Source organism: uncultured Halorubrum sp., assembly GCF_937146585.1.
Lineage (GTDB): Archaea > Halobacteriota > Halobacteria > Halobacteriales > Haloferacaceae > Halorubrum > Halorubrum miltondacostae.
Map to the genome: position 1 here is coordinate 1 of NZ_CAKZRO010000068.1, position 24,685 is coordinate 24,685.

The following is a 24,685-nucleotide window of genomic DNA, read 5'->3' on the forward strand; positions in this document are numbered from 1 at the left end:
CGCCGCGCGCACCGACCGCCTGGCGACCGCGGCGGCCGTCGCCGGCGGCTGGACGTGGCTCCTCGCGGCGGCGCTGACCGGCGTCTCAGTCGGCGCGCTCGGCGCGGCGCTCCCCGCGGCGGCGGTCACCGGGATCGGCTGGTTGCCCGCGTGGGCCGACCGATCGAGCGGCGGCTACGCGTCTCTGTCCCCGTCGGAGTCGGACCCGGACGACGCCGACGTGGCTGAGGAGGGGAGCCCCGAGGGAGCGAGTCGGCTCCCAGCGGGCTTCGACGCGGTGCGCCGCCGGACGCTCGGCGTCGTCGCGGGGGCGCTCGGGTTCGTCGTCGCGGCGGCCGGCGGCCGGCGACTGTTCGTCGGGGGCGACGACCCGCTCGCCGACGCACCGCGCTCCGAGGGCGCCGCCGCCCGGCTCCAGGAGCTCGACGCCGCCGGGCTGGCGTTCGAGAGCGACGACCTCCACGACATGGTGAGCCCGATCGGGGAGTTCTACAACGTCGACATCGCGGAGTTCGACCCGGAGGTCACCGCGGCCGAGTGGTCGCTGACGTTCACCGGCGAGACCGAGACCGACCGGACGGTCACCTTCGACGAGCTGATCGACCGGCCGGTCGAACACCGCGCGGTCACGCTGCGGTGCGTCGGCGAGGACCTGAACGGGCGGAAGCTGGACAACGCCGTCTGGACCGGAACTCCGATCCGGCCGCTCCTCGAATCCGTCGACCCGCAGGGCGAGTGCGACTGCGCGATGTTACGCGGCGAGGACGGCTACTACGTCCAGTTCCCGGTCGACGTGCTCGCCGAGGGGTTCCTCGCGTGGGGGATGAACGGGAAAGAACTCCCCTCCGGCCACGGGCACCCCGTCAGGGTGCTGATCCCGGGCCACTGGGGCGAGACGAACGTGAAGTGGCTCTCGGAGATCGAGCTCCTCAGCGTCGAGGACGACGGCTACTGGGAGGAGCGCGGCTGGGAGGGGACCGGCGAGGTGAAGACGGTCGCCAAGCTCTGGGACGAGGGGATCACCGAACTCGGCGACGGGCGAGTCGAACTGGCCGGCCACGCCTACGCCGGGACCCGCGGGATCGAGCGCGTCGAGGTGTCGACCGACGGCGGCGACTCGTGGACGGACGCCGCCCTCTCCGACGCGCTGCCCGACGGGGACGTCTGGCGGCAGTGGCGCCACGTCTTCGAGCCCGACGGGGAACACGAGGTCGTCGTCCGCGCCACCGACGGGACGGGGACCCTCCAGTCGGGCGAGGAGTCGGGCTCCGTCCCGAGCGGCGCGTCGGGGTGGGTCCGGCGGACGGTCGGCTGACGTGGCCGCCGCGCTCGGTGCGCTCGCCGGGACCGACCCGAGGCGAAACGAATTTTATCACATACCAGACACACCAGTACGTCAGATGGACAAAGCCCTGTGGTACCTGTTCGTCGCGAGCCGCGGTGGCGCCAACAGGGTCCGGATCGTCCGGCGGCTCCGCGACCGCCCGCGGAACGCGAACGAGCTCGCGGAGGCGCTGGACGTCGACTACAACACGATCACACACCACCTCGACATGCTGAAAGACCACGACGTCGTCGAGCCGAGCGACCACGACTACGGGAAGCTGTACTTCCTGACCGACCGCTTCGAGCGCCACGCGGAGACGTTCGAGGAGATCACCGCGGAGGTGGACGCGGAATGAACCCCGCGTCGCCGACCGGCGTCGCCGTGCTGATCGCGGTCGTCAACAGCGCCCTGCTGGCGGTTCTGGGTTCGGTCTGGCTCCGCAACTACCGCGAGTTCGGGTCGACGCTGCTGCTCGGGCTGGTCGGGTTCAGCGGCGTGCTCCTGGTCGAGAACCTCGTCTCGGTCGCCTTCTTCTTCGCGAGCATGCGGACGCTGTACGCGATGGACCCGCTCGTGGGGCGGGTGGTCCTCGCGATGAGCGTGCTGGAACTGCTCGCGGTGTCGCTACTGACCTACGCGACGGTCAGGTGATCGGGGCGGCGGTGAGTTGACGAGGCGACCGCGTCCCCGCGAGCGGGGAGCGCCGCGGCTCACGAGAGCTGGTCGCCGACGATCCGGTCGGCCGCGGCGAGGAACGCGTCGCGCTCGTCGATGGGGATCGTCGCGCCCGCGGCCACGTCGTGCCCCCCGCCGTCGCCGCCGACCGACCGGCTCGCCTCGCGCATCACCGCGGAGAGGTCGAGCCCCTGCCGGACGAGCGCGTGCGAGCCGCGCGAGGACACCTTCAGTTCCTCGGCGCTCTCCTCGGCGAAGGCGATCACCGGCTTCGATCGGTCGACTGCGGGGGAGCCCACCGCCATCCCCGCGACGATGCCGACGATGGTCTCGCGGATGCGCGACCCCGCGTCGAACCACTGGAGGTTGTCCTCGTGGGTGACGCCCTCCGTCTTGACCCACTGGAGCCCCTCGGAGAGGTTTTTGCGGTGCGTGCGGAGGAGTCGCCGGGCTTCCGCGAGCGCATCACCGCGGTCACCGAGACACACCGCGAGCCCGACGTCGCCGCGCTCGTAGCGCGCGGTGGCGTTGAGCAGCGTGGAGAACTCGCTGACGTCGCGCAGCTCGGTCCCCGGCTCCTCGTCGACGAGGGTGTAGGCGGTGCCGACGAGCGACTCGATCCGGTCGGCCGGGACGCCGGAGGCGACCGCGCGGCGCATCAGCGCGGAGGCGAGCCGCTGGCGCTCCTCGGCGTCGAGGTCGACCCAGCGCCGCCACTCGCCGTCGCGTTTCGCGTCGACGTCGACGTCCGCGAGGAAGGAGATGGCCCCCGCTTCGTCGTTGGTGATCCCCGGGATACGGACGTCGGAGGCGTACTCCAGGAACTTCGGGAGCGGGCGGGTCTGTCTGCCGTACAGGTCCAGATCGGTCCGCGCGTCGAGCACGCCCGCGTCGACGCCGTCGGCGACGATCGATTCGTTCGCGCCGACGAGGCCGTCCGTCGAGTCCTGCATGTCGCCGACCGCCCCGACGACGGCGAGCCCGGCGAGGTCGCGGTTGTCGCCGTCGGGGCCCTCCAGCGCGCGGGCGAGAAGGTAGCTCGCGCCGGCGCCAGACAGCTCGCTCGCGCCGTCGATCCCCTCCAGAAGGGGGTTGAGGTGGTAGCGCGTGTCGCTGTCGGCGGGCTGGTGGTGGTCCGCGATGACCGGGACGAAGTCGCCTCGGGCCTCGTGCTCGGCGATGACGTCGAGCTGGCCGGAGCCGAAGTCGGTGAAGCAGACGACGTCGAACTCGCGGGCGGCGATCCCGGCGATCGAGTCGGCGTCCAGCTGCTTCTCGAAGACGACCTCGTGGTCGATATCGGCCCGGGCGAACGCGGTGGACGCGATCGCGGCGCTCGTGATCCCGTCGGCGTCGATGTGGGAAGCGAGCAGCACCCGGTCGGCCTCGCGCAGGCGGTCGGCGCAGTCGGTCGCGCGGGCGGCGAGGTCGGGGACGGAAGCGGCGACTGCCATTACCACCGCATGGCGCCCGATCGGGCATAAACGCACGCTTCGGGCGGCGCGACCGCGAAGGGGGCATCAATTGCCGTAACTGACAGTTATAGACGTGCGTAGACGTATGAGCAACAAACATGACACGCGGGTTTTCGACCCGGAGCCTCCACGCCGGCGGCGGGCCCGACGCGGCCACCGGCGCCCGGGCCACGCCGATCCACCAGACGACGTCGTACGTCTTCGACGACGCGGACACGGCGGCAGAACTGTACGCGCTCCGGGCGGACGGCCACGTCTACTCGCGGCTCTCGAACCCGACGGTGAACGTCTTGGAAGAGCGGCTCGCCGACCTCGAGGGCGGGTCGGACGCGGTCGCGACCGGCTCGGGGATGGCCGCGTTCGACGCGATAACGACCGTCCTCGCGAGCGCGGGCGACAACGTCGTCGCCAGCTCGGAGATGTACGGCGGGACGGCCGCGTACCTCACCAGCGTCGCGGACCGCCGCGGGATCGAGACGCGGCTGGTCGAGACGCTCGAGTACGAGGCGTACGCCGACGCGATCGACGGCGACACCGCGTTCGTCCACGTCGAGACGATCGCGAACCCCTCGCTCGTCACGCCCGACTTCGAGCGGCTGGCCGCGATCGCCCACGAGCACGCGGTGCCGCTCGTCGTCGACAACACGTTCGCCACGCCGTACTGCTGTCGCCCGATCGAACACGGCGCTGATATCATTTGGGAGTCGACGACGAAGTGGATCACGGGCAGCGGCACCACCGTCGGCGGCGTCGTGATCGACGGCGGGCAGTTCCCGTGGGACCACCCCGACGCGGACTACGCGGAGCTCGACGGCGAGTCGCCCGCGTACCCGATCGACTTCGTCGAGCGGTTCGGCGACGCCGCGTTCGCCAACGTCGCCCGCCAGCGCGGCGTGCGACCGACCGGCGGCCAGCAGTCCCCCTTCGACGCGTGGCAGACGATCCAGGGGCTGAACACGCTCCCGCTGCGGATGGAGCGCCACTGCGAGAACGCGCGGCGGGTGGCCGAGTTCCTCCGGGACGACGACCGCGTCGACTGGGTGAGCTACCCCGGGTTCGCGGACCACGACAGCCACGACAACGCCGCCGAGTACCTCGACGGCTTCGGCGGGATGGTGACGTTCGGCGTCGACGGCGGCTACGAGGCCGCGAAGACCTTCTGCGAGTCGGTCGACCTGACGAGCTTCCTCGCGAACATCGGCGACGCGAAGACGCTCGTCATCCACCCGGCTTCGACGACCCACGCGCAGATGGACGCGGACGAGCAGCGGCTCGCGGGCGTCTACCCCGAGATGCTTCGGCTCTCCGTCGGCATCGAAGATCCCGACGACGTGATCGCCGACCTCGACGCCGGGCTGGCCGCGGGCGAGCGCGCCGCGGCGGGCCGGAGCGAGGAGGAGCGGGCCGCGGACGAGGGGGCGGACCGATGAGCGCCGTCCCGACCGACCACGGCGTCGCCTCGCTCGGGGAGTTCACCTTCGAGTGCGGGCAGTCGGTCCCCGACTTCGAGGTCGCCTACGAGACCCACGGCGAGTTCGACGGCGACAACGTCGTGCTCGTCTGCCACGCGCTCACCGGGAGCCAGAACGTCGCGCGCTCCCCCGAGCCGGAGCAGGACGCGGGGACCGCGGGGGCCGGGCAGGCGGGGCAGGCCCGCGCGTGGTGGGACGACGTCGTCGGCCCGGGGAAGGCGATCGACACGACGGAGTACTACGTCGTCTGCGCGAACGTCCCCGGCTCCTGTTACGGGACGACCGGCCCGGCCAGCGAGCGGCCCGCGGACCTCGACCTCCGCGAGGAGCCCGACCACGACCGGTGGGGGACCGCCTTCCCGCCGGTCCAGGTCGAGGACTGGGCGCGCGCGCAGCGCCGGCTGCTCGACCACCTCGGCGTGGGGCGGCTCCGGGCGGTCGTCGGCGGCAGCGTCGGGGGGATGAACGCCCTGGAGTGGGCGAAGCGCTACCCCGACGACGTCGATCGCGTGGTGGCCATCGCCACCGCCGGGCGCCTCGACGCGCAGTGCCTCGCGCTCGACGCGGTCGCGCGGCGGTCGATCCGCGCGGACGCGGACTGGAACGGCGGCGACTACTACGGCGAGGACCGGCCGGCCCCGACCGAGGGGCTCGCGATCGCCCGGCAGATCGGGCACATCATGTACCTCTCGAAGGCGTCGATGGAGCGCAAGTTCGGGCGGCGGTCGGCCGGCCGCGACTCGCTCACCCGCGAGGACGGCGACCTCGGGCTGCCGCCGGAGCCGACGGCCGGGTTCTTCCCGTACCGCGAGGTGGAGTCGTACCTCGACTACCAGGCGGAGGGGTTCGGCGACCGGTTCGACGCGAACAGCTACCTCTACCTGACGCGCGCGATGGACGAGTACGACCTCGCCGCCGGGCACGGCACCGACGCCGACGCCCTCGCAGCCTTCGAGGGCGAGACGCTGCTGATGAGCTTCACCGCCGACTGGCACTTCACCGTCGAGCAGTCGGCGTCGCTCGCCGACGCCTTCCGCGAGACCGCCGTGCCGGTCGCACACCACGTGGTCGACTCCGACCACGGCCACGACGCGTTCCTCGTCGAGCCGGAGCACGTCGGCCCGCCGGTCCGCGACTTCCTCGCCGACGGCGTCGACGGCCGCGCGGTCTCCGACGACGGCGACGACGGCGACGACCCGCGGCCCGACTCGGACCACGCGCCGGTCCACGCGAGCCTGTTCCGGGGATAGCCGGTTCGTTTTTGCCAGCCGGTTCTGCGGTGGCGCGTGCCGACGAGCGCCCGGAGGGCGCGAAGTCGCACGCGCGAGGGAGTCGGTGGTCCGAAGCGAAGTGGAGGACCACCGACGAGGCTGGGGAGGCGTGAGGTGCGGTTGCGGATCGAGGGAGGAAATCGAAGGGGCAGCCGCGAGGCGGTCGCAGGCGACGCGAGCACCGCAGGGAGAACGGAGTGAGCGACCGAGGAGCGCGGCGAGCGTGCGCCCGCCTCGCGGCTGGGGCTTCGGGAGCGGTCTCCGCGGGAGCAACGACGAAGGATAACCGAGCGATCGACGCGGAAATATCTCACTCTCTGAAGATTCACGATCAATCATGATAACGTTCATAGTTCCCGACCTCGTGGTGTGTGAGGTATGCCAGGCGGACACGCGCAGACCCTGCGACCGTTCATGTGGCGCGCGGAACGACTGTACCCGGACACCGAGATCGTCTCGCGGACCCACGAGGGGCGGACGCGGCACACGTACGCCGAGTACGCCGACCGCACCGCGCGGCTCGCGAACGCCTTGGACGACCACGGGATCGAGCGCGGCGACCGCGTCGCGACGTTCTGCTGGAACCACACGCGCCACTTCGAGACGTACTTCGGCGTCCCGAACACGGGCGCGCAGCTCCACACGATCAACCCGCTGCTGCCCGACGAGCACATCCGGTACATCGTCGACGACGCCGACGACGAGATCATCTTCGTCGACCCGTCGCTCGCCGAGAAGATCGCGGGTGCCGCGGAGGGAGCGGAAGAGTTCGAGGGCGTCGACTTCGTCGCGATGGGCTCCGAGGGGATCGACGCGCTCGACGCGCCCGCCTACGAGGAGTTCATCGCGGACCGCTCGACCGAGTACGACTGGCCCGACCTCGACGGCGACCAGCCCGCCGGCCTCTGTTACACCTCCGGCACGACGGGGAAGCCGAAGGGCGTCGAGTACACCCAGTCGATGCTGTGGAGCCACACGATGGCCTCCCAGACGCCGCAGGGGATCCCGATGGAGGACTCGGACGTCGTGATGCCCGTCGTCCCCATGTTCCACGTCAACGCGTGGGGGATGCCGTTCACCGCGGCCGCCGCGGGCGCGAAACACGTCTACCCCGGGCCGTCGCCGGACCCGAGCGACCTCGCGGCGCTGATCGAGGAGGAGGGTGTCACCATCTCCGCGGGCGTCCCGACGGTGTGGCTCGGCCTGCGCGAGTACATCGAGGGCGGCAACGAGGTCGACCTCTCGACGCTCGACACCGTGATCATCGGCGGGGCGGCCGCGCCGCAGGCGCTCATCGAGTGGTACGACGAGCGCGACGTCGAGGTGCTCCACGCGTGGGGGATGACGGAGCTGTCGCCGATCGGCACCGTCTCGCACCTCAAGAGCGACCTTCGCGAGGCCGACTACGACACGCAGGTGAACAAGCGGTCGAAGCAGGGCCTCGTCGCCCCCGGCCTGGAGTTCGAGGTCATCGACGAGAACGGGGAGGAGATCGCGTGGGACGGCGAGGAGTTCGGCGAACTCCGGATCCGCGGCCCCTGGGTGACGAAGGAGTACTTCAAGCGCCCGGAGGCCAACGAGGAGGAGTTCGTCGACGGCTGGCTGAAGACCGGCGACGTGGTCACCGTCGACGAGGACGGCTACATGCAGCTCGTCGACCGGACGAAGGACGTGATCAAGTCGGGCGGCGAGTGGATCTCCAGCGTCGAGCTGGAGAACGCGATCATGGCCTACGACGGCGTCAGCGAGGCGGCCGTGGTCGGCGTCCCCCACGAGCGCTGGCAGGAGCGCCCCGTGGCGTTCATCGTCGTCGCCGACGGCGTCGACCGCGACGAACTCGTTGAGCGGATCGAGACCGGGCTCCGCGAGGAGTACCCCAAGTGGTGGGTTCCGGACGCGGTGGAGTTCATCGACGAGGTGCCCAAGACCGCCACCGGGAAGTTCTCGAAGAAGGACCTCCGGGAGCAGTACGGCGACCAGTCGCTCGTCGAGGGGGCGGTCCCGGAAGACGACGCGCCGGAACAGGAGTAACGCCGGCGGGAGGGAAGCGCCGGGAGCGTCGCGGTCGCGGACCGCGCAGCGGTCAACCGCGGGGCGATTTCTTATTCGGCGCGGTCGCCGACGACCCACTTGTGCGAGTAGCTCTCGCCGCACGTACAGTGGGCGTACGCGTGGACCACGTCCCCCTCGGCGTAGAGGCCGCCGACCTCCTCGTTCTGCGCCTCGGCGAACGCGAAGATGAACTGGATGTCGTGGTCGTCGTCCGCGTCCGGGCCGTCCGCGAACGGACACGCGCCGTCGTCGAGCGAGCGCGCGATCTCGCCCTCCGCGCCCATCGCCGTCTTCGCGAACTCCATCGCGCCCATGCCAGTGCCGGCCTGGAACGCGGACCGGCCGGTCTCGCCGTCGAGGATCAACCGGACGCCGCCGTCGGTCTCGGTGCCGACCTCGCGCAGCCGCGAGTCGTCGTCGAGGTACGCGTCGCTCAGGTAGAAGACCACGTCGTCGAGCCGCTCGCCCGCGAGGAACTCGTCGAGGTTGCTCATGGCGGCCGGAGGCGCGTGAGGCGTAAAAGGCGTGCGTGTCGGGCCGAGCGGCGCCGGACCGTCTCGGGGCCGACCGCGAGGCGGCGATCCGCCGAACCGATGATAGATTGTGTAGAATCGGGGCAACTGTTAATACGTATCACGGAGATCCACCGCGTGATGAGTACGCAGAGCAGATCCGGCGACCGGCTCGTCGAGTGGGCACAGCTGGTCGACGAGGACGTTCCGGAGGAGCTCCGAGAGGACCGCCCCGGCGACAGATAACTTTCACCCCGCTTCGCGAAGGCTTTAGGCCGGCGGCGGCGAAGCACCGCCGATGGCGACCGAGGCCGCCGAGATCGACCGAGACCTGCTCGTCGACGGGTTCCTCCAGCGACGCCGCTACCAACTGGAACTCGCGGACGCCGCCGCCGACGAACACACCCTCGTCTGTCTCCCGACCGGCCTCGGCAAGACGACGGTCAGCCTGCTGGTCACCGCCGAGCGCCTCCACGGGGCGGGCGGCAAGGCGCTCTTCTTGGCCCCCACGAAACCCCTCGTCCAGCAGCACGCGGACTTCTACCGCGAGGCGCTACAGATTCCGGACGACGAGATTGTCGTCTTCACCGGCGACGTGAAGCCCGACGACCGCGCCGCGCTGTGGGACGACGCGCGCATCGTGATCGCGACCCCGCAGGTCGTCGAGAACGACCTCGTCGGCAACCGGATCTCGCTGCGTAACGTGACCCACCTCACCTTCGACGAGTGCCACCGCGCGACCGGCGACTACGCGTACGTCTACATCGCGGAGCGCTACCACGCCGACGCGGCCGATCCCCTCGTCACCGGGATGTCGGCCTCGCCCGGCGGCGACACCGAGGAGATCGAGACGGTCTGTGAGAACCTCGGGCTGGTCAACGTCGAGGTGATGACCGAGGAGGACGCCGACGTCGACGAGTACACCCACGACACCGACGTCCAGTGGGAGCAAGTCACCCTGCCGGACGAGGTCCTCGACATCCGCGACGCGCTCAACGAGGTGATCACGGACCGGTTGGAGAAGCTGAAACAGCTGGGCGTGACGAACACGACGAACCCCGACCTCTCGCAGAAGGACCTCAACAAGATGCGGGGGCAGCTGAAACAGATGATGGACAACGACCAGTCGGAGGGGTACAAGGGGATGAGTACCCACGCCGAGGTGATGAAGCTCCGGCGCGCGACCGAGCTGGTCGAGACGCAGTCCGTCGAGTCCGTCCGGCGCTACTTCGAGCGCCAGCGCGAGGCCGCCCGCTCGTCGGGCGCGTCGAAGGCGAGCCAGCGCATGGTCGCGGACCCGAAGGTGCGCGAGGCGATGCGCAAGGCGGAGTCGTTCGACGGGCTCCACCCGAAGTTCTCGAAGGCCCGCATCCTGCTCGCGGAGACCCTCGGCATCGACGGGGGCGAGCGCGCAATCTTGTTCACCGAGTCCCGCGACACCGCCGAGGCGCTCGTGGAGTTCCTCTCCGCGAGCTTCGACGTGCGGAAGTTCGTCGGACAGGGCGACAAGGACGGCTCGGACGGGATGACCCAGAAGCAGCAACAGGAGACGCTCGACGAGTTCAAGTCGGGGGAGTTCGAGGTACTCGTCTCCACGTCGGTCGCCGAGGAGGGCCTCGACGTCCCGGAGGTCGACCTCGTCTGCTTCTACGAGCCGGTCCCGACCGCGATCCGCTCGATCCAGCGCAAGGGCCGGACCGGCCGGCAGGCCGAGGGGAAGGTCGTCGTCCTGATGGCCGAGGACACCCGCGACGAGGCGTTCTTCTGGATCTCGCGGCGGCGCGAGAAGAAGATGGCCAGCCAGCTCACGGAGCTGAAGGAGGCCACCGACGACATCGAGGAGACGGTCGGCGACGACGGCCAGGCGGGCCTCGACGCGTTCGCCGGTGGGTCGGAGACCGAGGACGAATCGGGCGACGAGGAGGCGAGTTCCGCGGCCGAAGTCGACGACGGCGAGCCCGACGGCGACGCCGGCCTCACCGACTTCGCGGCGGAGTCGCGGAGCGGCGGGGACGACGACGCGGACGAGGGCGACGACGGTGAGGCGGCGACTGGCGCCGACGACGCGGAGACGGACGAGGGCGACGACGGCGTCGTCGCGACCGCGGGCGTCGACGAGGGCGTCGAGGTCGTCGTCGACCAGCGCGAGCTCGACTCCTCCATCGCGAAGGACCTCTCGACGCGCGACGGGCTCGTCACGCGGCTGGAGACGCTCGCCGTCGGCGACTACGTGCTCTCCGACCGCGTCGCGGTCGAGCGCAAGTCGGCGGCGGACTTCGTCGACTCGATGCTCGATTCCGACCGGTCGATGTTCGAGCAGGTGGGCGAGCTCTCGCGGGCGTACGCCCGCCCCGTCATGATCGTCGAGGGGACGAACCTCTACGGCCAGCGCGACATCGACCCCAACGCGATCCGCGGCGCGCTCGCGTCGCTCGCGGTCGACTTCGACGTGAGCGTCCTCCGCACCGAGGGCGAGGACGACACCACGGAGCTGCTCGCCACCATCGCCAAGCGCGAGCAGGAGACGCGCGACCGCGAGGTGAGCGTCCACGGCGAGAAGACGACGAAGACCCGCGCCGAACAGCAGGAGTACGTCGTCTCCGCCATCGCCGACATCGGCCCGGTCACGGCCCGCACGCTCCTCGGACACTTCGGCACCGTCGAGGCCGTGATGACCGCACGGGAGGACGACTTACTGGAGGTCGACGGCGTCGGCCCGGTGACCGCGGAGCGCATCCGCGAGGTCGTCGGGAGCGAGTACGAATAGGCCGGTCCGGGACCCGGGCCGCCGCCGGATCAGTCGAAGCCGCTCACGAGCGTCACGACCCACTGCCCGAGGTCGTACTCCGACCGGACCTCCACGCGCGTCACCCACTTCACCCACTGGAACCCCCGCCTGTTCGGCGCGACCAGCCGCGCCGGCGCGCCGTGCCCGTGACTCAGCCGCTCGCCGCCGACGTGAGTCGCGAGCAGGGCGTCCTCGGCCTCCGCCAGCGGGAGGCTCCACCGGTACCCCGTGACGGAGGTGAACCGGACGTAGGCGGCCTCGCGATCGGGGGCGTCGCCGTCGCTCGCTTCGGGTTCGACCCCGCCGGCCGCGTCCAGCAGGTCGCCGACGCGGATCCCGCCCCACTCCTGGACCGTGTACCAGCCGCTCGTACAGTCGAGCAGCGCCTCCGTCTGGTGGCCCGCCGCCAGCTCGTCGGCGGTCAGCTCGACCGGGTCGTTCACGAGGCCGTCGACGGTCAATCGATAGTCGTCGCGGTCGATCGGGTCGGGGTCGTCGGCGACCCACGAGGTGATCGGGAAGGCGGCGTTTCCGGTGCCCTCGCGGGGCTGCGAGCCGGTGAACCGCCGGTCTGCCCCGGCGGTGTCGAGCGCGTCGTTGACCCCCTGCTGGAGCCGGTAGGTCGCGCCGCCGGCCGCGAGCAGCGCGAAGTAGGTGACGGCGGTCCGCCGCCGCTCGAAGTCGACGCGGCGCGGGAGCCGGAATCGGGTGGAGGCGTGCGCGGCCACGAGCGGGACCAAGGCGAGCCCGAAGCCGACGTGGACCGACAGCAGGGTCCAGTACGAGAGCCGCACGTCGAGGCCGAACACCCACGCGGTGCCGGTCGCGAGCGCGCCGACGGCGGCGACGAGCGTCAGGGCGGAGAGCGCGGTCGACCGCCGCCACAGGTTCGGGTCGGTGAGCCGGCGGCGGACCCGCGCGAGCTTCCAGGCCAGCAGCGCGACGATGCCGACGCCGAGCGCGCGGTGGAGCCAGAACAGCGGCCACCCCTCGGGGACGCCGACGGTGAACGAGACCAGCCCGGTCGCCGTCTCGGCGAGGACGAACGCGAACAGCGACCAGTCGACCGCGCGCGGCGGCGGCTCCAGGCGGTCGAGCACTGTCCGGATGCGGTCCGTCGCGGCCATCTACGTCCGGTACGTGCTAGCGAGACAAAAGGCTACAGCTCGTACGTCTCGCCGTCGACGGCGAGCGGCTCCGCGAACGCCTCGTCGGCGGGGTAGTAGTGCGCGAGGTGGACGAGCCGCGTCCGGTCGGGGTCCAGCTCGTCCGCGAGCGCGAGCGCCCCCTCCCGGGTCATGTGCTTCGTGCCGAACGTGCGCGGGACGCCGTCCGGCCCCTCGTGGCGGCCGCCGATCGGGTGGTGTTCGCAGAGCGAGGCGGGGACGATGGCGTCGGCGAGGAGCAGGTCCGCGCCGGCGAGCGCCTCGCGGGAGCGGTCGGGGACGTCGTAGCTGGTGTCGCCCGTGAGCGAGAGCTTCGCGCCGGTCTCCGGGTCCCGGACGACGACCCCGTAACAGACGAGCGGGGGGTGGTCGACGGGGACGAACCGCACCTCGAAGCCGCAGGTCTCGAACGGCTCGAAGGGGTCGCGGGCGTGGACGCCGATCCGGTCCTCGAGGTAGTCGTACTTGCGCCGGATCGTCTCCGCGACGCTCTCGTCGGTCGCGGGGTCGGTCTCCGCGGGCGCGTGGACGGGGAGGCCGTCGACGAGCCGGTAGACGTTCCCCAGCCCGTCGAGGTGGTCGAAGTGGATGTGCGTCACGAGGCCGGCGTCCGGCAGCGGGACGTCGGCCGCGAGGAACTGCTGTCTGAAGTCGGGGCTGAAGTCGACGAGCAGCGACTCGCCGGTGCGCTCGTTGGCGACGTGGACGGAGAAGCGCGACCGCGACACCCCGCGCTCGCGGGCCGTCTCGCAGGTGTCGCAGTCGCAGCCGACCGTCGGCGTCCCCGTCGTGTCGCCCGTCCCGAGCAGGGTGACCCGCATGGAACGTCGTGCGCGGGCCACGGCCTTAGCGTCCGCGGTCGTGGCGGTCGGGACCGAGGGCGGTCGCCCCGCCGACGGCCGGGGCCACACCCCCGACGTATAACCCCGAGCCGACCCGAGCCGCACGCATGCACACCAGTCGCAGCCTCACCCTCGCGCGGCTCCCCTCCGGCGTGCCGATCCGGACGACCGTCCACGCGTACGGCGAGGGCGAACTCGTCGACGGCGACGACGGCCCCGAGCTCGACGCCCCCGACGACGCCCCCGTGATCTACGCGCAGGCGGCTCAGCACGGCCGAGAGGTGAACGGGACCGCGGTCCTCCGGCGGCTCCACGACCGGCTCGTCGGCGACGAGGCGGCGGACGGGCCCGAAGCCGGTCCGACGGCCGCCGACCTCGCCGGGACGCTGGTGACGGTGCCGGTCGCCGACCCGCTCACCTTCGACCGCGTCTCGTACACGACGCCGGAGACGCTCGACTCGCGCCAGCCGAACATGAACCGCTGCTGGCCCGGCGACCCGGAGGGGTCGCTCCACGAGCGGATGGCCGCCCGGCTCTGGGCGTTCGCGAGCGAGGCGGACGCCGTGGTCGACCTCCACACCGGCTCGCCGTCGATGGCGACGCACACGGTGTACATGCGCGGCGACGAGGACTGCCGCGGGCTCGCGGAGGCGTTCGGCACCGACCTCCTGCTCGCGGAGGCGGCCGGAGACGACGCCGACACCGAGTGGGACGAGCGCGGGTTCGCCGGGAAGTTCCGGGTCGCCGCCACCCGGGAGGGGATCCCGACGATCACGCCCGAACTCGCCCACAGCCGGGAGGTCGTCCCCGCGGCGGTCGAGACCGGCGTGGCGGGGATGGTCGGCGCGCTGCGACGCGAGGGCGTCCTCGCCGGCGAGCCCGAGCCGTGGGACGGCGTCGTCGCGCGCAACCACCTCGGGCGGGTGACCGCGGCCGACTCCGGGCTGTTCGTTCCCGACCCCGACCTCGGCGTCGGCGACCGGGTGACGGACGGCGAGCGCGTCGGCGAGGTGTTCGACCCGACGACGTTCGAGACGCTCCAGGTCGCGCGCGCCGACCGCGACGGCATCGCGTACTCCGTCGCGCGGGAGTCGACCGTCACCGCGGGCGCGACGCTCGTCGGCGTCGCGGAGCGGATCGACGGGGAGTGAGAGGGAGAGAGGTCGGCCCGCGGTGCGAGCCTACGGCCGCCGGACGCGGATCTGTCCGTCGGCGGCGACCGTGACGAACAGCCGGCTGCGGACCTCGCGGCCGTGGACCGCGTCGCCCGCGCGGTCGCCGATCGCCTTCATCAGCTCGGGCGCGGTCTGGTTCACCTTGACGCCCGCCTCGTCGCAGGCGTCGTACACCCGCTTCGGCGCGTCGTAGAGGTCGGTTCCCGCCTCGATCTCGACGCGGACCGGCGCGGAGAGCGCCTCCGCGAACGCGACCGTCTCGCGGGCGCGCTCGACGTTGTCGCGGGCGCTCGCCTCCACGCTGGAGACGTTCGCGCGGGAGGTGCCGAGCCGGTCGGCGATGTCCGACTGTCGGAGCCCGCGCTCGCGGAGCGCCAACACCTCGGCCTGCCGGTGCGTGAGCACGCTCTCGTCGGCGTCGAACCCGGCCCCTTCGAGGATCGAGTCGGCGTCGACGTCGGCCGGCTCCGGCTGCTCGTCGTCTGCCACCATGTCGGCACCGACGGGCCGGTCGGTCAAAAAACGGCGGTTTCGGGAACGACCGTCCGTGGAGTCGGTCGGCGGAGGATCGCGCGACGGATCGACGGCGTCCGGACTGTCCGTGGGGCGGGGCTCCCCCGAGACGCCGTCACTTGCCCCAGAAGTTCTCGCGGCTGCCGAGCCGTTCGCGGTCCGGGCGGTCGCGGCGACTGCGCCCCTCGTCGTCGTCCTCCTCGTCGTCGCCCTCGCCCTCGGCGTCCGCGTCCTCGTCGTCGGACTCCTCGGCGTCCGGGTCGTCGGGGAGGCGCTCGATCACGTCCCGGGCCGTCGCGTGACTGGACTTCACGCGGTGGATCTTGACCTCGGCGCGCGCCGGGGGGAGGAGCCCGTCGACGAGGACGATGAACCCGTCGTCGGTGCGGCCGACGCCGGCACCGCTCTCGTGGATGTCGTCGACCTCGACGACGACCGCCTCGCCGGGCTGGACCGGCTGCTGTTTCAGCTCGTAGATCGGCATGTCGTAGTGGTTACACCACTCCGCGCCGCCTTTGTTGCCGTAGTGTTGACACCCCATCCCCTGGATCCGTTCGTCGAAGCTGGGGCAGTCGTCGGCGAGTGGACAGTCCGCCATACCGTAGGGGAGACCGGCCGCTGTTGTAAACGTTTTCGACTCTCAGACCGGAGTTCGCGAAAAACGCCGACTCACGCGGGCGAGCGGCGGCTGTTTCGGTGGGGTCCGACGGCGCGGAGCGGCGGCAGAGAAGCTTCGACGCTCGGCGGCGCGGGCGGCGGCCTCAGAGGAACTCCCGGACCTCGGAGTACCACATGTCGTGGTGGTCGACGGCGTCGAGCCCGTCCGCGACGTCGACCGCGATGGCGTGCCAGCAGCGCTCGTCGGGGTCGTCGGCGTCGAGGTTGTACGTCGCGTCCGCGCAGGTACACTCCCCGTCCTCGACCACGTACTCGTCTTCGTGGCCCACGACGACGGTGAAGTCGCGGTAGCGCTTCACGCGCCCCTCGCCGACGGCCTCGATGGCGCGCTGGCCGCGGTCGCCGTGGGCCTCGACGATGGCCGCGGCGATCGGGCCGGTCAGCTCGCCGGCCTCGTCGATCGCCGACCGCCAGTCGTCGACCGGTTCCATACCCCCTCGTTCTCGGGCGGTCGGTTAAACAGCGTCGGTCAGATCGGCCCGACCGGCGTCGCGGTCCCCCGCTCCGACTCGGGTGCGGCCCTACGCGGCCGCGTCGAACTCGAACCGCGCGCCGCCGTCGCTCCCCTCCGTCACGGAGACCGTCCAGCCGTGCGCCTCCGCGACGTCGGCCACGATCGAGAGCCCGAAGCCGGTCCCCCCGTCGCTGGACGTGACGCCGTGGCGAAGCACCTCGTCGCGTCGATCCGGCGGGATCCCGCTCCCGTCGTCCTCCACGTAGAAGCCCCCGGCACCGTCCAGCCGCCCCACGGTCACCGAGACGGTCGGCCCGCCGTGCTCGACCGCGTTCCGGAAGAGGTTCTCGAAGAGCTGCGTCAGGCGCCCCGGATCGCCGGTGACCGTCGGGACGGCGTCCGCGACCGCGAGCGCCGCCTCGTCCGTGTCGACGTACCCCCACGCCTCCGTCGTCACGGTCCCGAGGTCCACGGTCTCGGCGTCCTCGACCGCGGTCTCGCCGCGAGCCAGCGCGAGCAGGTCGTCGATGAGCCGCTCGGTCCGGTCGTGCGCCGACTGTACCCGGTCGAAGTGGTCCGGGTCGCCCGTCTCCGCCGCGAGTTCGAGGAACCCCTGCGCGACGGTGATCGGGTTCCTGAGGTCGTGGGCGACGACGCTCGCGAACTCGTCGAGCCGCTCGTTCTGCCGCTGGAGCTCCGCCTCCCGGCTCGCCCGCGCGAAGGCCGCCTCGACGGTCGCGCCGAGGATCCGGAACAGGTCGACGTCGGTCTCGGAGAACTCGCGGGGCGACGTCGACCCGGTGATCATGACGCCGTACTCGCCCAACGGGACGATGACCTCGCTCTGGATCGCCGTGTCGGGGTTGTGTCGGCGCTCCGCGTCGCCGACGTCGTCGTACACCCGCGTCTCTCCCGACTCGAACGCGTCCCACGCGAGCCCCTCGCCGCTGTCGAACCGGGGGGCCGCTCCGAGCAGGTCCGTCGCCGCGGCCGTTTCGCTGATCGGGACGAGCGCGTCCGCCCGCTCGTCGTGCTCCCACGCCGCGGTGACGTCGAGGCCGAGCACGTCGGCCGCGGCGTCGACGGCGACGGAGCCGATCGCCTCGGCGGACTCGGCGCTGCTGAGCCGCTGGGCGGTCTCCTGGAGCGCCCGGAGCCGGCCCTCCAGCCGCTTCTGGTCGGAGATGTCCTCGACGACGGCGAGCGTGCCCGTGACCTCGGCGTCGGGACCCGTGATCGGGGCGATAGACAGGAGGAGATCCAGCTCCGTCCCGGCCTTCGTCTCCAGCCGCACCTCCTCGGCACGGACCCGCTCGCCGCGGAGCGCCCGTCGCCGGTGCGCGGCGAACTCGTCCCACCGCTCCGCCGAGACGAGCGGGTTCTCCTCGCCGCGCACCTCCTCGTGGGACCAGCCGAACATGGTCTCGGCCTCCTCGTTCCAGCGGACGACGCTCCCGTCGGCGTCGACTTCCATGACGGTGAGCGGGGTCGCCTCGATGAGCGACTCCAGCCGCTGGTTCGTCGCCTCCAGCTCCCGCTCCCGCTCGACCCGCTCGGTCACGTTCCGGGCGATGCCCACGAGCCGGACCGTCTCGCCGTCGACGATCACCGGTGCGAGGCTGGTCTCCCAGAAGCGGCCGTCGGCGACGGTCTCGAGCTCCTCGCTGTACGATATCGGCTCGCCCTCCGCGACGCAGCGGGCGTAGTTGGCCGCGAGTTCGGCCCCCTGCTCCTCCCCGAACACCGCCCGCGGCGTCTCGCCCCGGACGTCCGCGGTCTTGATCCCGGTCTGCGACTCGTAGCCGGGGCTGAGTCGGGCGAACTCGAACGACGGCTCGTCGCCGGCGGCGTCGACGTCGAGCAGGAATATCGCGTCGCCGGACGTCTCCAGCAGCGCCGCGTACTCCTCCGCGAGCGCCTGGTGTTCGCGCCGCTTCGCCTCCCGCTCCGTCACGTCTTGGAACACGCCGCGAAGCGCCGCGTCGCCCCGCCGCGCGTCCTCGACGTGCTCCCCCCACGCCCGGACGTCGCGCACCTCGCCGTCCGCCCGCTCGATCCGGAGGTCGAGGTCGTACCGCTCCCCGTCCTCGACCGCGGTCTCGACCGCGTCGGTGATCGCCGCGCGGTCGTCCGGGTGGTAGAACTCGATCGCGTGGTCGATCGACGGCTCGTATCCCGCGTCGACGCCGTGGATCCGGCGCGTCCCGTCCGACCACGTGAGCTCCTCTCGCGACGGGAAGTACTCCCAGACGCCGATGTCCGCGATGTCCTGGACGCGGTCGAAGAGGAACTCCTGTCGCTCCAGTTCGGCGCGGTCTCGCGCCCGGGAGAGCTCGGCGCTCACGAGCTCGGCCAACAGCTCGACGAACGTCCGTTCGAGCGCCTCGAACGGGGCCACCCGCGTCGTCGGGCTCGAGAAGTTGACCGTCCCGTAGCGGGCGTCGTCGACGACGAGCGGCACGCCGATGTACGACTCGAGTTCGAGGTCGCGGTACGCGGGATGCGTCTCCTTCCCGTCGCTGACCGCGTCGGCGAACGAGCAGACGGAGTCGGTCTCGACCACTTCCGCGCAGTACGTCGTCTCGAGGTCGAACCGATCGCCGGCCTCGAGGTCGGCGTCCGGCGCGTGAACCGCTTCGACCGCGTAGTCGTCGTCGCGGATCCGCGAGACGATGCCGATCTCGAGCCCGAGCGTCCGGCAGCCGACACGGAGGAGGTCCCGGAGGCGAGCCGTGGCCGAGATGTCGTTTTTCCCCATGACGGTCTGGAGCTCTCGGAGCGCGTCTCGCTCCCGTTCCAGCCGGCGTTTCGCCCCGGTCTGTTCGGTCACGTCGCGGGCGACGACGAGCACCTGGTTGGTCGATCGGCGCTGGAACGGCGTCAGCCGGATGTCGAACGTCCGCTGGCCGCCTCCGACGGCGACGTCCATCTGGAGGTCTGCGTCGTAGAACCCGGAGGTCCCGCCGTCGCTCTCCATCTCGTCGAGCGTCAGGTCGACCGCCTCGGAGAACGCGCGGGCGTCCGCCTCGCCGACGCGGTCGCCGACGAGGTCGGAGAGCCGCTCCCCCGTGAGGTCCGCCGACCGATCGTCCGACAGCAGTCGGCCCGCGGCCGCGTTCGCGAACGCGACGGACCGGTCCTCGTCGACGACCGTCACCGCGTCGTGGACGTTCTCCAGTACCGCTTCGCTGCGCTCCAGCTCCAGTTCGCGCTCCCGGTCGTCAGTGATCTCGCGCGAGAAGACGGTGAGCCCGTCCTCGTCCGGGAACGCCCGCACCTCGACCCAGTAGTCGAACGGCTCGCCGAGCCGCTGCTCGAACGACGCCGGTTCGCCGGTCGCCATCGCCGTGCGATACCGCTCTTCGAGCTCCGTCCCCACGATCGACGGGAACGCCTCCCAGATCGTCTTCCCGACCAGCCGCTCCGGGTCGCGGTCGATCCGCTCGGCCATCGTGTCGTTCATGTACTCCACCCGCCAGTCGTCGTCGACCGCGTAGATCGCGTCGGTGGCGCGTTCGAGCGTCCGCTGGAAGCGGTCCGACAGCCGCTCGGCGGCCGCCTGCTTGCGCGCCGCGTCGACCAGCGTTCGGATCCGCCCGGCGAGCAGTTCGAAGCTGTCCTGAGTCCCGTGGATCGGGATGTAGTCCGACACGCCGGCCTGGGTCGCCTCGCTGGCGATCCGTTCGCTGCCCCGTCCGGTGAAGAGGACCGTCGGCAGGTCGGGGCGCTCGGTCTCGACCCGCGAGACGAGGTCGATCCCGGTCCCCTCCGGCAGCGAGTACGAGGTGACGAGGCAGTCGACGGAGCCCTCGATCGCCCGATCGACGGCGGCCCGGGCGTCGCCGACGGTCGTCACCGTGACTCGCGGAGCGATCCGTTCGAGTTTCGCCCGGGCGAGTTCGGCGAAGTCGGCGTCGCCGTTCACGTACAGCACGCGAATCCGCTCCGGGTGTTCGTCGCTCGGGTGTTCCATTACGGGCTCTCGGCGACGCGGTCGTATCAATCATTCCCGCCGATTATTTCCAGTGATAGAGGCACCGAGAGAGCCGTGAGTGACGGGTTCGTCACAGAGGAGACGCGCGAAGCGACTCGCGGAGACGGGAGTCCGACTACTCCAACACGATCAGCACGTCGCCCATGTCGACGCTGTCGCCCTCGCCGACGTGGACGCCCGCGACGGTGCCGCCGCGCTCGGCGACCACGTCGTTCTCCATCTTCATCGCCTCGAGGACGCAGACCACGTCGCCGGCGGCGACCTCGTCGCCCTCCGCGACGTCGACCGAGAGGATCGTCCCCTGCATCTCCGCGTCGACGGACTCGCCGCCCTCCGCGACGTCGACCGAGCCGTCGCCGCCGTCGTCGTCGGTCGCCTGCGGCGGACGCTCTTGACCGCCGCCGCTCCCGCCGCTCTCGGGGACCGGGATGGCGGGCGCGCCGCGCTCCTCTAACTCGACGTCGAAGCGCTTGCCGTTCACCTCGACGGTGAACTCGCGTTCGGTCACCTCCTCGTCGTCGTCCGCGGCGTCGACCGTCTCGGAGCCCCAGCGCTCCTGCGCGTCGGCGACGAGCTCCCGGTCGAGCTCCTCGTCGAGGTACTTCGTCGTGTGCGTCCCGTCGACGAAGCGCTCGTCGTCGAGCATGAGCCGGTGGAACGGGACGATGGTGACGACGCCGTCGATGTCGTACTCCGCGAGCGCGCGCTTCGAGCGCGCGAGGCAGGCCTCGCGGTCGCCGGCGCGCACGATCAGCTTGGCGATCATCGAGTCGTAGTCGGTGACCAGCTCGTCGCCCTGCCGGAGCGCGTCGTCGACGCGGACGCCGATCCCGCCCGGCGGATCGTACGTCTCCAGCGACCCCTCGTTGGCGGGCTGGAACTCGTCGGCGGCGTTCTCGGCGTTGATCCGGAACTCGATGGCGTGGCCCTCCAGCTCGACGTCGTCCTGCGAGACCGAGAGCCCCTCGCCGCTGGCGACCCGGAGCTGCTCCCTGACGATGTCGATCCCCGTCAGCTCCTCAGTGACGGTGTGTTCGACCTGGATCCGCGTGTTCACTTCGAGGAAGTAGAACGGCGTGTCGGGGCCGAGCGGTTCGGCCGGGTCGCGGTCGGGGTCCTCCTCGACGAGGAACTCGACCGTCCCGGCGTTGGTGTAGTCGGCGGCGGCGACGCCGCGGCGGGCGGCCTCGCCGATCTTCTCGCGCAGCTCGTCGGAGAGCGCGGGCGAGGGGCCCTCCTCGATCACCTTCTGGTGGCGGCGCTGGAGCGAGCAGTCGCGCTCGCCGAGGTGGACCACGTCGCTCTCGGTCACCGACCCGTCCGGGTCGTCCGCGACGATCTGGACCTCCACGTGGCGGGGGGTCTGGAGGTAGCGTTCGAGGTACACCGAGTCGTTCGAGAAGTACGCCTCGCCCTCCCGCTTCGCCGACTCGAGGGCCTCCTCGGCCTCGTCGGCGCTCTCGACGACCTTCATCCCGCGACCGCCGCCGCCGCCCTCGGCCTTGATCGCGACGGGGTAGCCGTACTCGTCGCCGAACTCCGTGACGGCCTCGACGTCGGTCACGGGCTCCGTCGTCCCGGGGACGATGGGCACGTCGGCGTCGTCCATCACGCGGCGCGCGTGGGTCTTCTCGCCGAGCCGCTCCATCGCGTCGCTGGCGGGGCCGACCCACGTGATCCCGTCGGCCGCCTCGACGCGGGCCGCGAAGTCGGCGTTCTCGGCGAGGAAGCCGTAGCCGGGGTGTATCGCGTCGGCGCCGGCCGAGCGCGCCGCCTCGACGACCGCCTCGCCGTCGAGGTAAGAGTCCGCCGCGCGGGCGGGCCCGACGTTGTACGCCTCGTCCGCGTACCGGACGTGGCCGCCGTGTTTGTCGGCGTCGCTGTAGACGGCGACGGTGTCGACGCCGAGCTCCTCACAGGCGCGCATCACGCGGACCGCGATCTCGCCGCGGTTCGCCACGAGAACCTTATCGAACATTCCTGTCGGTTCTTCCACCAACTGCTACCAAACTCTGTCGGTCCGTGCCGGGACGAGTGAACTACCCCATCCTACTCGCTTACCGCTGACGCGGTTCGCTCCTTGAGGGTGGGGCTTCCTGTTTCCACGACGCGCTTTGCAGACACCGAAGTGGTGTCCGTAGGGAGCGCAGTCTCCACAGGCGGTGATTCGGAGTGTCCCACTCCTACTTTGTCGAGTCCGCGAGAAAGAATGTTCCACGACGCATTCGCGTCTCTGTCCGCCACAAACCCACATGATGGGCACGAATGCTCACGCACCCACAGCGGTTTGTCCGTCTCTGTCCCGCATGACGCGCATTCTTTCGTCGTTCCACCGGGGTCTACGGCAACGAAGTGCGTCCCCTCACGCTCACATTTGTATTCGAGCATTCGCAGGAACGTTCCCCACGAGGCCCCGGCACGGTTCCGAGAGTTGCCCGGTAGTTCGATTAGTCCCTTCGCGTCCAAGTCCTCGACGGCCACCAAGTCGTACTCTCGGGCGTAGTAGTTCGACAATTTGTGGAGGAAATCTCGACGCTTGCGTTTCAGGTCGGCGTGGCGTCGAGCGACCATCTCGCGCTGATCCTCCCAATTATTAGAGCCGCGTTCCTTCCGCGAGAGGTTGCGTTGAGCGCGTTCCAACCGCTCACACTCGTCGGAGAAGTCTGGCGACTCGACAGCAGTGCCGTCCGTGTCGTGAGCGTACTTGACAATACCTACGTCAATACCCACCACATCCCTAGGATTCTCCGGTTTCTCTGACGTAGCTTCGTCCACGTCGATACCGAACGTGGCGTACCACTCGCCCGTGGGCTCTCGTTTGACCGTGACCTGCTTAATGGTCGCGTTCTCGGGGATGTCTCGGTGGAGGTGAATCGGGATCTCGCCGATTTTGCTCAACCGCAAGACAGGCCGACCACTCGTATTCTTGAGTTCGAAGCCGGACTGGTTGTAGGTGAGCGACCGATACTCCCGAGGCGGTTTCCACTTGAGCATCCCCACGGCGCGTCCGTTCTCCTTCTGCGCACGGAGCGTAGAGAGGTTGTCGTAGACACGCTTGACGACCATTTGGAGGACTTTCGAGTGAACGTCATTCAGGTCATCCCACCACGATTTGAGGTCGGGGAGTTGTCCCTGTACCTTGTAACGTGCTGGAATCTCGTCTGTCTCCTTGAGTTTGTAGAGGACGTGGTTGTAGAGTTGCCTACAAGTATCGACGTGGTGTAGAAGCGTCTCGGTAAGGGCTTCCGGTGGGTTAAGTCGATACTTGTAGCCGTAGTACATCTATGACTCTCGTTCCTCGATGAGTTCGTCCAGTTTCTCTTGGACGAATGAGGAGAGGCTCAGGTGATTGTCCTGAATCCACTCCTCTTGATCGTCACGGATGGAAATGGTCTTTCGCGTTGCCATATCATAACTTACGTAATTTACATACAAGTAGTTTGCGGGGGTGAGGGCTGCGGGCCAGTCGTCGCGGAATATTTGTGAGACGATAACAGCGTGGACGAATCATTTTGCGATTCGTTAACACTCTAGAGATCTCCAATTTCTGGAGACGCTGTATTCCCTCTATACTACGCGACTCGGTCTTCGGCCTGCGTTGTTCGTTGAGAAAGCGGGCTTAGCGCCTGAAAACAATTAAAAGGACTGCGGGCACCACGTTGAGGCATGCTCGACGCGGGAAACCCGTACGTGCTGCCGTCGGTCCTCGTCGGCGCCGCCGTCTACCTCGGGCTGACGGTCGCCACCGACGCATCGCTCCCGATCCGGGTCGGCGCGCTCCTCGCGTTCGTGGCCGTCGTCCCGGTGGTCCTCAACCGCCTGCTCGGCGACCGCGGCGGGTCGGCGGGCCTCGCCGACGGCGACGACCCGGCCGGCGCGACCGCGGGCGAGGAGGCCGCCGACGAGGAGACCCGCTGAGCGACCGCGAGAGCGGTTACCACAGCTATATATGTCAGCGGACGTAGCAACGAACGCGCCCTGCGGTGGGGCCGGGTCGACGGCGCGACGGGTCGCCGCCGCGCCGTCGGGGGAATGTACGCGACCGGACGCCCCCGCGTCCGGCGATTCGGTTCGACGTGTCGACCGCCCGACGAGCGGCGAGTCTCGCTCGCGAGCGTCGCCGGCGTCCGCGGACACCGGATCAGAACCGGTCGCTGCGACCGGCCGCGGCCCACGGGTCCGCGGGCGCGTCGGCGGGGACGCGCACCCGGCGGCGGTGGAGTCGATCGATCCGGCCGGCGAGCGCCCAGCGGTCCTCGTCGCGGCCGTCGTCCGCGTCGCCCGCCGCGGC

General features: G+C 70.5%; 19 protein-coding genes. 9 read left to right on the forward strand and 10 right to left on the reverse strand.

Annotated features, from left to right (window positions below):
- From Q0116_RS06255 to Q0116_RS06265, 3 genes are all read left to right on the forward strand, one after another.
- Positions 1-1,315 (forward strand): molybdopterin-dependent oxidoreductase (locus tag Q0116_RS06255; protein WP_297886484.1); only part of this gene is annotated, 1,315 nt, incomplete at its 5' end.
- Between the two features lie 85 nt (positions 1,316-1,400).
- On the forward strand, positions 1,401-1,682 hold the full coding sequence (locus Q0116_RS06260; protein WP_297886485.1) for a winged helix-turn-helix domain-containing protein: 282 nt from the start codon (positions 1,401-1,403) through the stop codon (positions 1,680-1,682).
- Entirely contained in the window at positions 1,679-1,978 is a 300-nt protein-coding gene (locus Q0116_RS06265; protein ID WP_297886486.1) for a hypothetical protein, read from the forward strand. The genes Q0116_RS06260 and Q0116_RS06265 overlap by 4 nt, the downstream gene beginning before the upstream one ends.
- Before the next feature lie 59 nt (positions 1,979-2,037).
- On the opposite strand, the gene Q0116_RS06270 is transcribed toward Q0116_RS06265, so the two are convergent.
- Entirely contained in the window at positions 2,038-3,456 is a 1,419-nt protein-coding gene (locus Q0116_RS06270) for a DHH family phosphoesterase (protein ID WP_297886487.1), read from the reverse strand.
- Between the two features lie 119 nt (positions 3,457-3,575).
- Here Q0116_RS06270 and Q0116_RS06275 point away from each other — a divergent pair, with 119 nt between their 5' ends.
- From Q0116_RS06275 to Q0116_RS06285, 3 genes are all read left to right on the forward strand, one after another.
- Positions 3,576-4,907, forward strand: coding sequence for an O-acetylhomoserine aminocarboxypropyltransferase/cysteine synthase family protein (locus Q0116_RS06275; RefSeq protein WP_297886488.1), 1,332 nt, complete (start codon positions 3,576-3,578; stop codon positions 4,905-4,907).
- Positions 4,904-6,199 carry a homoserine O-acetyltransferase gene (metX, locus tag Q0116_RS06280; RefSeq protein WP_297886489.1) on the forward strand — a complete coding sequence of 432 codons (1,296 nt, stop codon included), beginning with the start codon at positions 4,904-4,906 and terminating at the stop codon, positions 6,197-6,199. The genes Q0116_RS06275 and metX overlap by 4 nt, the downstream gene beginning before the upstream one ends.
- A gap of 399 nt (positions 6,200-6,598) precedes the next feature.
- Positions 6,599-8,251, forward strand: a complete 1,653-nt coding sequence (locus Q0116_RS06285) for a long-chain fatty acid--CoA ligase (RefSeq protein WP_297886490.1) — start codon at positions 6,599-6,601, stop codon at positions 8,249-8,251.
- A gap of 71 nt (positions 8,252-8,322) precedes the next feature.
- Here the strand turns inward: Q0116_RS06285 and Q0116_RS06290 are convergent, their stop codons facing one another.
- On the reverse strand, positions 8,323-8,766 hold the full coding sequence (locus Q0116_RS06290; protein ID WP_297886491.1) for a DUF5807 family protein: 444 nt from the start codon (positions 8,764-8,766) through the stop codon (positions 8,323-8,325).
- A gap of 316 nt (positions 8,767-9,082) precedes the next feature.
- Between Q0116_RS06290 and Q0116_RS06295 the strand changes: the two genes are divergently transcribed.
- A complete protein-coding gene (locus Q0116_RS06295; protein ID WP_297886492.1) occupies positions 9,083-11,551 on the forward strand; it encodes a DEAD/DEAH box helicase in 2,469 nt (822 codons plus the stop codon).
- Between the two features lie 29 nt (positions 11,552-11,580).
- On the opposite strand, the gene Q0116_RS06300 is transcribed toward Q0116_RS06295, so the two are convergent.
- Together Q0116_RS06300 and Q0116_RS06305 are read right to left on the reverse strand one after the other, a co-directional pair.
- Complete coding sequence (locus Q0116_RS06300; protein ID WP_297886493.1) at positions 11,581-12,699, reverse strand: molybdopterin-dependent oxidoreductase; 1,119 nt, start codon at positions 12,697-12,699, stop codon at positions 11,581-11,583.
- A gap of 32 nt (positions 12,700-12,731) precedes the next feature.
- On the reverse strand, positions 12,732-13,559 hold the full coding sequence (locus tag Q0116_RS06305) for an MBL fold metallo-hydrolase (protein ID WP_297886494.1): 828 nt from the start codon (positions 13,557-13,559) through the stop codon (positions 12,732-12,734).
- Positions 13,560-13,687: 128 nt separating this feature from the next.
- Here Q0116_RS06305 and Q0116_RS06310 point away from each other — a divergent pair, with 128 nt between their 5' ends.
- A complete protein-coding gene (locus tag Q0116_RS06310) occupies positions 13,688-14,731 on the forward strand; it encodes a succinylglutamate desuccinylase/aspartoacylase family protein (RefSeq protein ID WP_297886495.1) in 1,044 nt (347 codons plus the stop codon).
- Positions 14,732-14,761: 30 nt separating this feature from the next.
- Here the strand turns inward: Q0116_RS06310 and Q0116_RS06315 are convergent, their stop codons facing one another.
- The 6 genes from Q0116_RS06315 to Q0116_RS06340 form a co-directional block, all read right to left on the reverse strand.
- Complete coding sequence (locus Q0116_RS06315) at positions 14,762-15,247, reverse strand: Tfx family DNA-binding protein (RefSeq protein ID WP_297886496.1); 486 nt, start codon at positions 15,245-15,247, stop codon at positions 14,762-14,764.
- A gap of 136 nt (positions 15,248-15,383) precedes the next feature.
- Positions 15,384-15,866 (reverse strand): TRAM domain-containing protein, encoded by a 483-nt coding sequence (locus tag Q0116_RS06320; RefSeq protein WP_100050505.1) that lies wholly within the window; start codon positions 15,864-15,866, stop codon positions 15,384-15,386.
- A 163-nt stretch (positions 15,867-16,029) separates the two neighbouring features.
- Complete coding sequence (locus Q0116_RS06325; RefSeq protein ID WP_094520336.1) at positions 16,030-16,377, reverse strand: hypothetical protein; 348 nt, start codon at positions 16,375-16,377, stop codon at positions 16,030-16,032.
- Between the two features lie 90 nt (positions 16,378-16,467).
- On the reverse strand, positions 16,468-20,373 hold the full coding sequence (locus tag Q0116_RS06330; protein WP_297886497.1) for a PAS domain-containing protein: 3,906 nt from the start codon (positions 20,371-20,373) through the stop codon (positions 16,468-16,470).
- Positions 20,374-20,509: 136 nt separating this feature from the next.
- The gene (locus Q0116_RS06335; protein ID WP_297886498.1) at positions 20,510-22,372 is read right to left on the reverse strand and encodes a biotin carboxylase N-terminal domain-containing protein; all 1,863 of its coding nucleotides are present in this window, start codon (positions 22,370-22,372) and stop codon (positions 20,510-20,512) included.
- Positions 22,373-22,443: 71 nt separating this feature from the next.
- Positions 22,444-23,676 carry a transposase gene (locus Q0116_RS06340; protein WP_297886499.1) on the reverse strand — a complete coding sequence of 411 codons (1,233 nt, stop codon included), beginning with the start codon at positions 23,674-23,676 and terminating at the stop codon, positions 22,444-22,446.
- A gap of 384 nt (positions 23,677-24,060) precedes the next feature.
- Between Q0116_RS06340 and Q0116_RS06345 the strand changes: the two genes are divergently transcribed.
- Complete coding sequence (locus Q0116_RS06345; protein WP_297886500.1) at positions 24,061-24,312, forward strand: hypothetical protein; 252 nt, start codon at positions 24,061-24,063, stop codon at positions 24,310-24,312.
- The last annotated feature ends 373 nt before the right edge of the window (positions 24,313-24,685 follow it).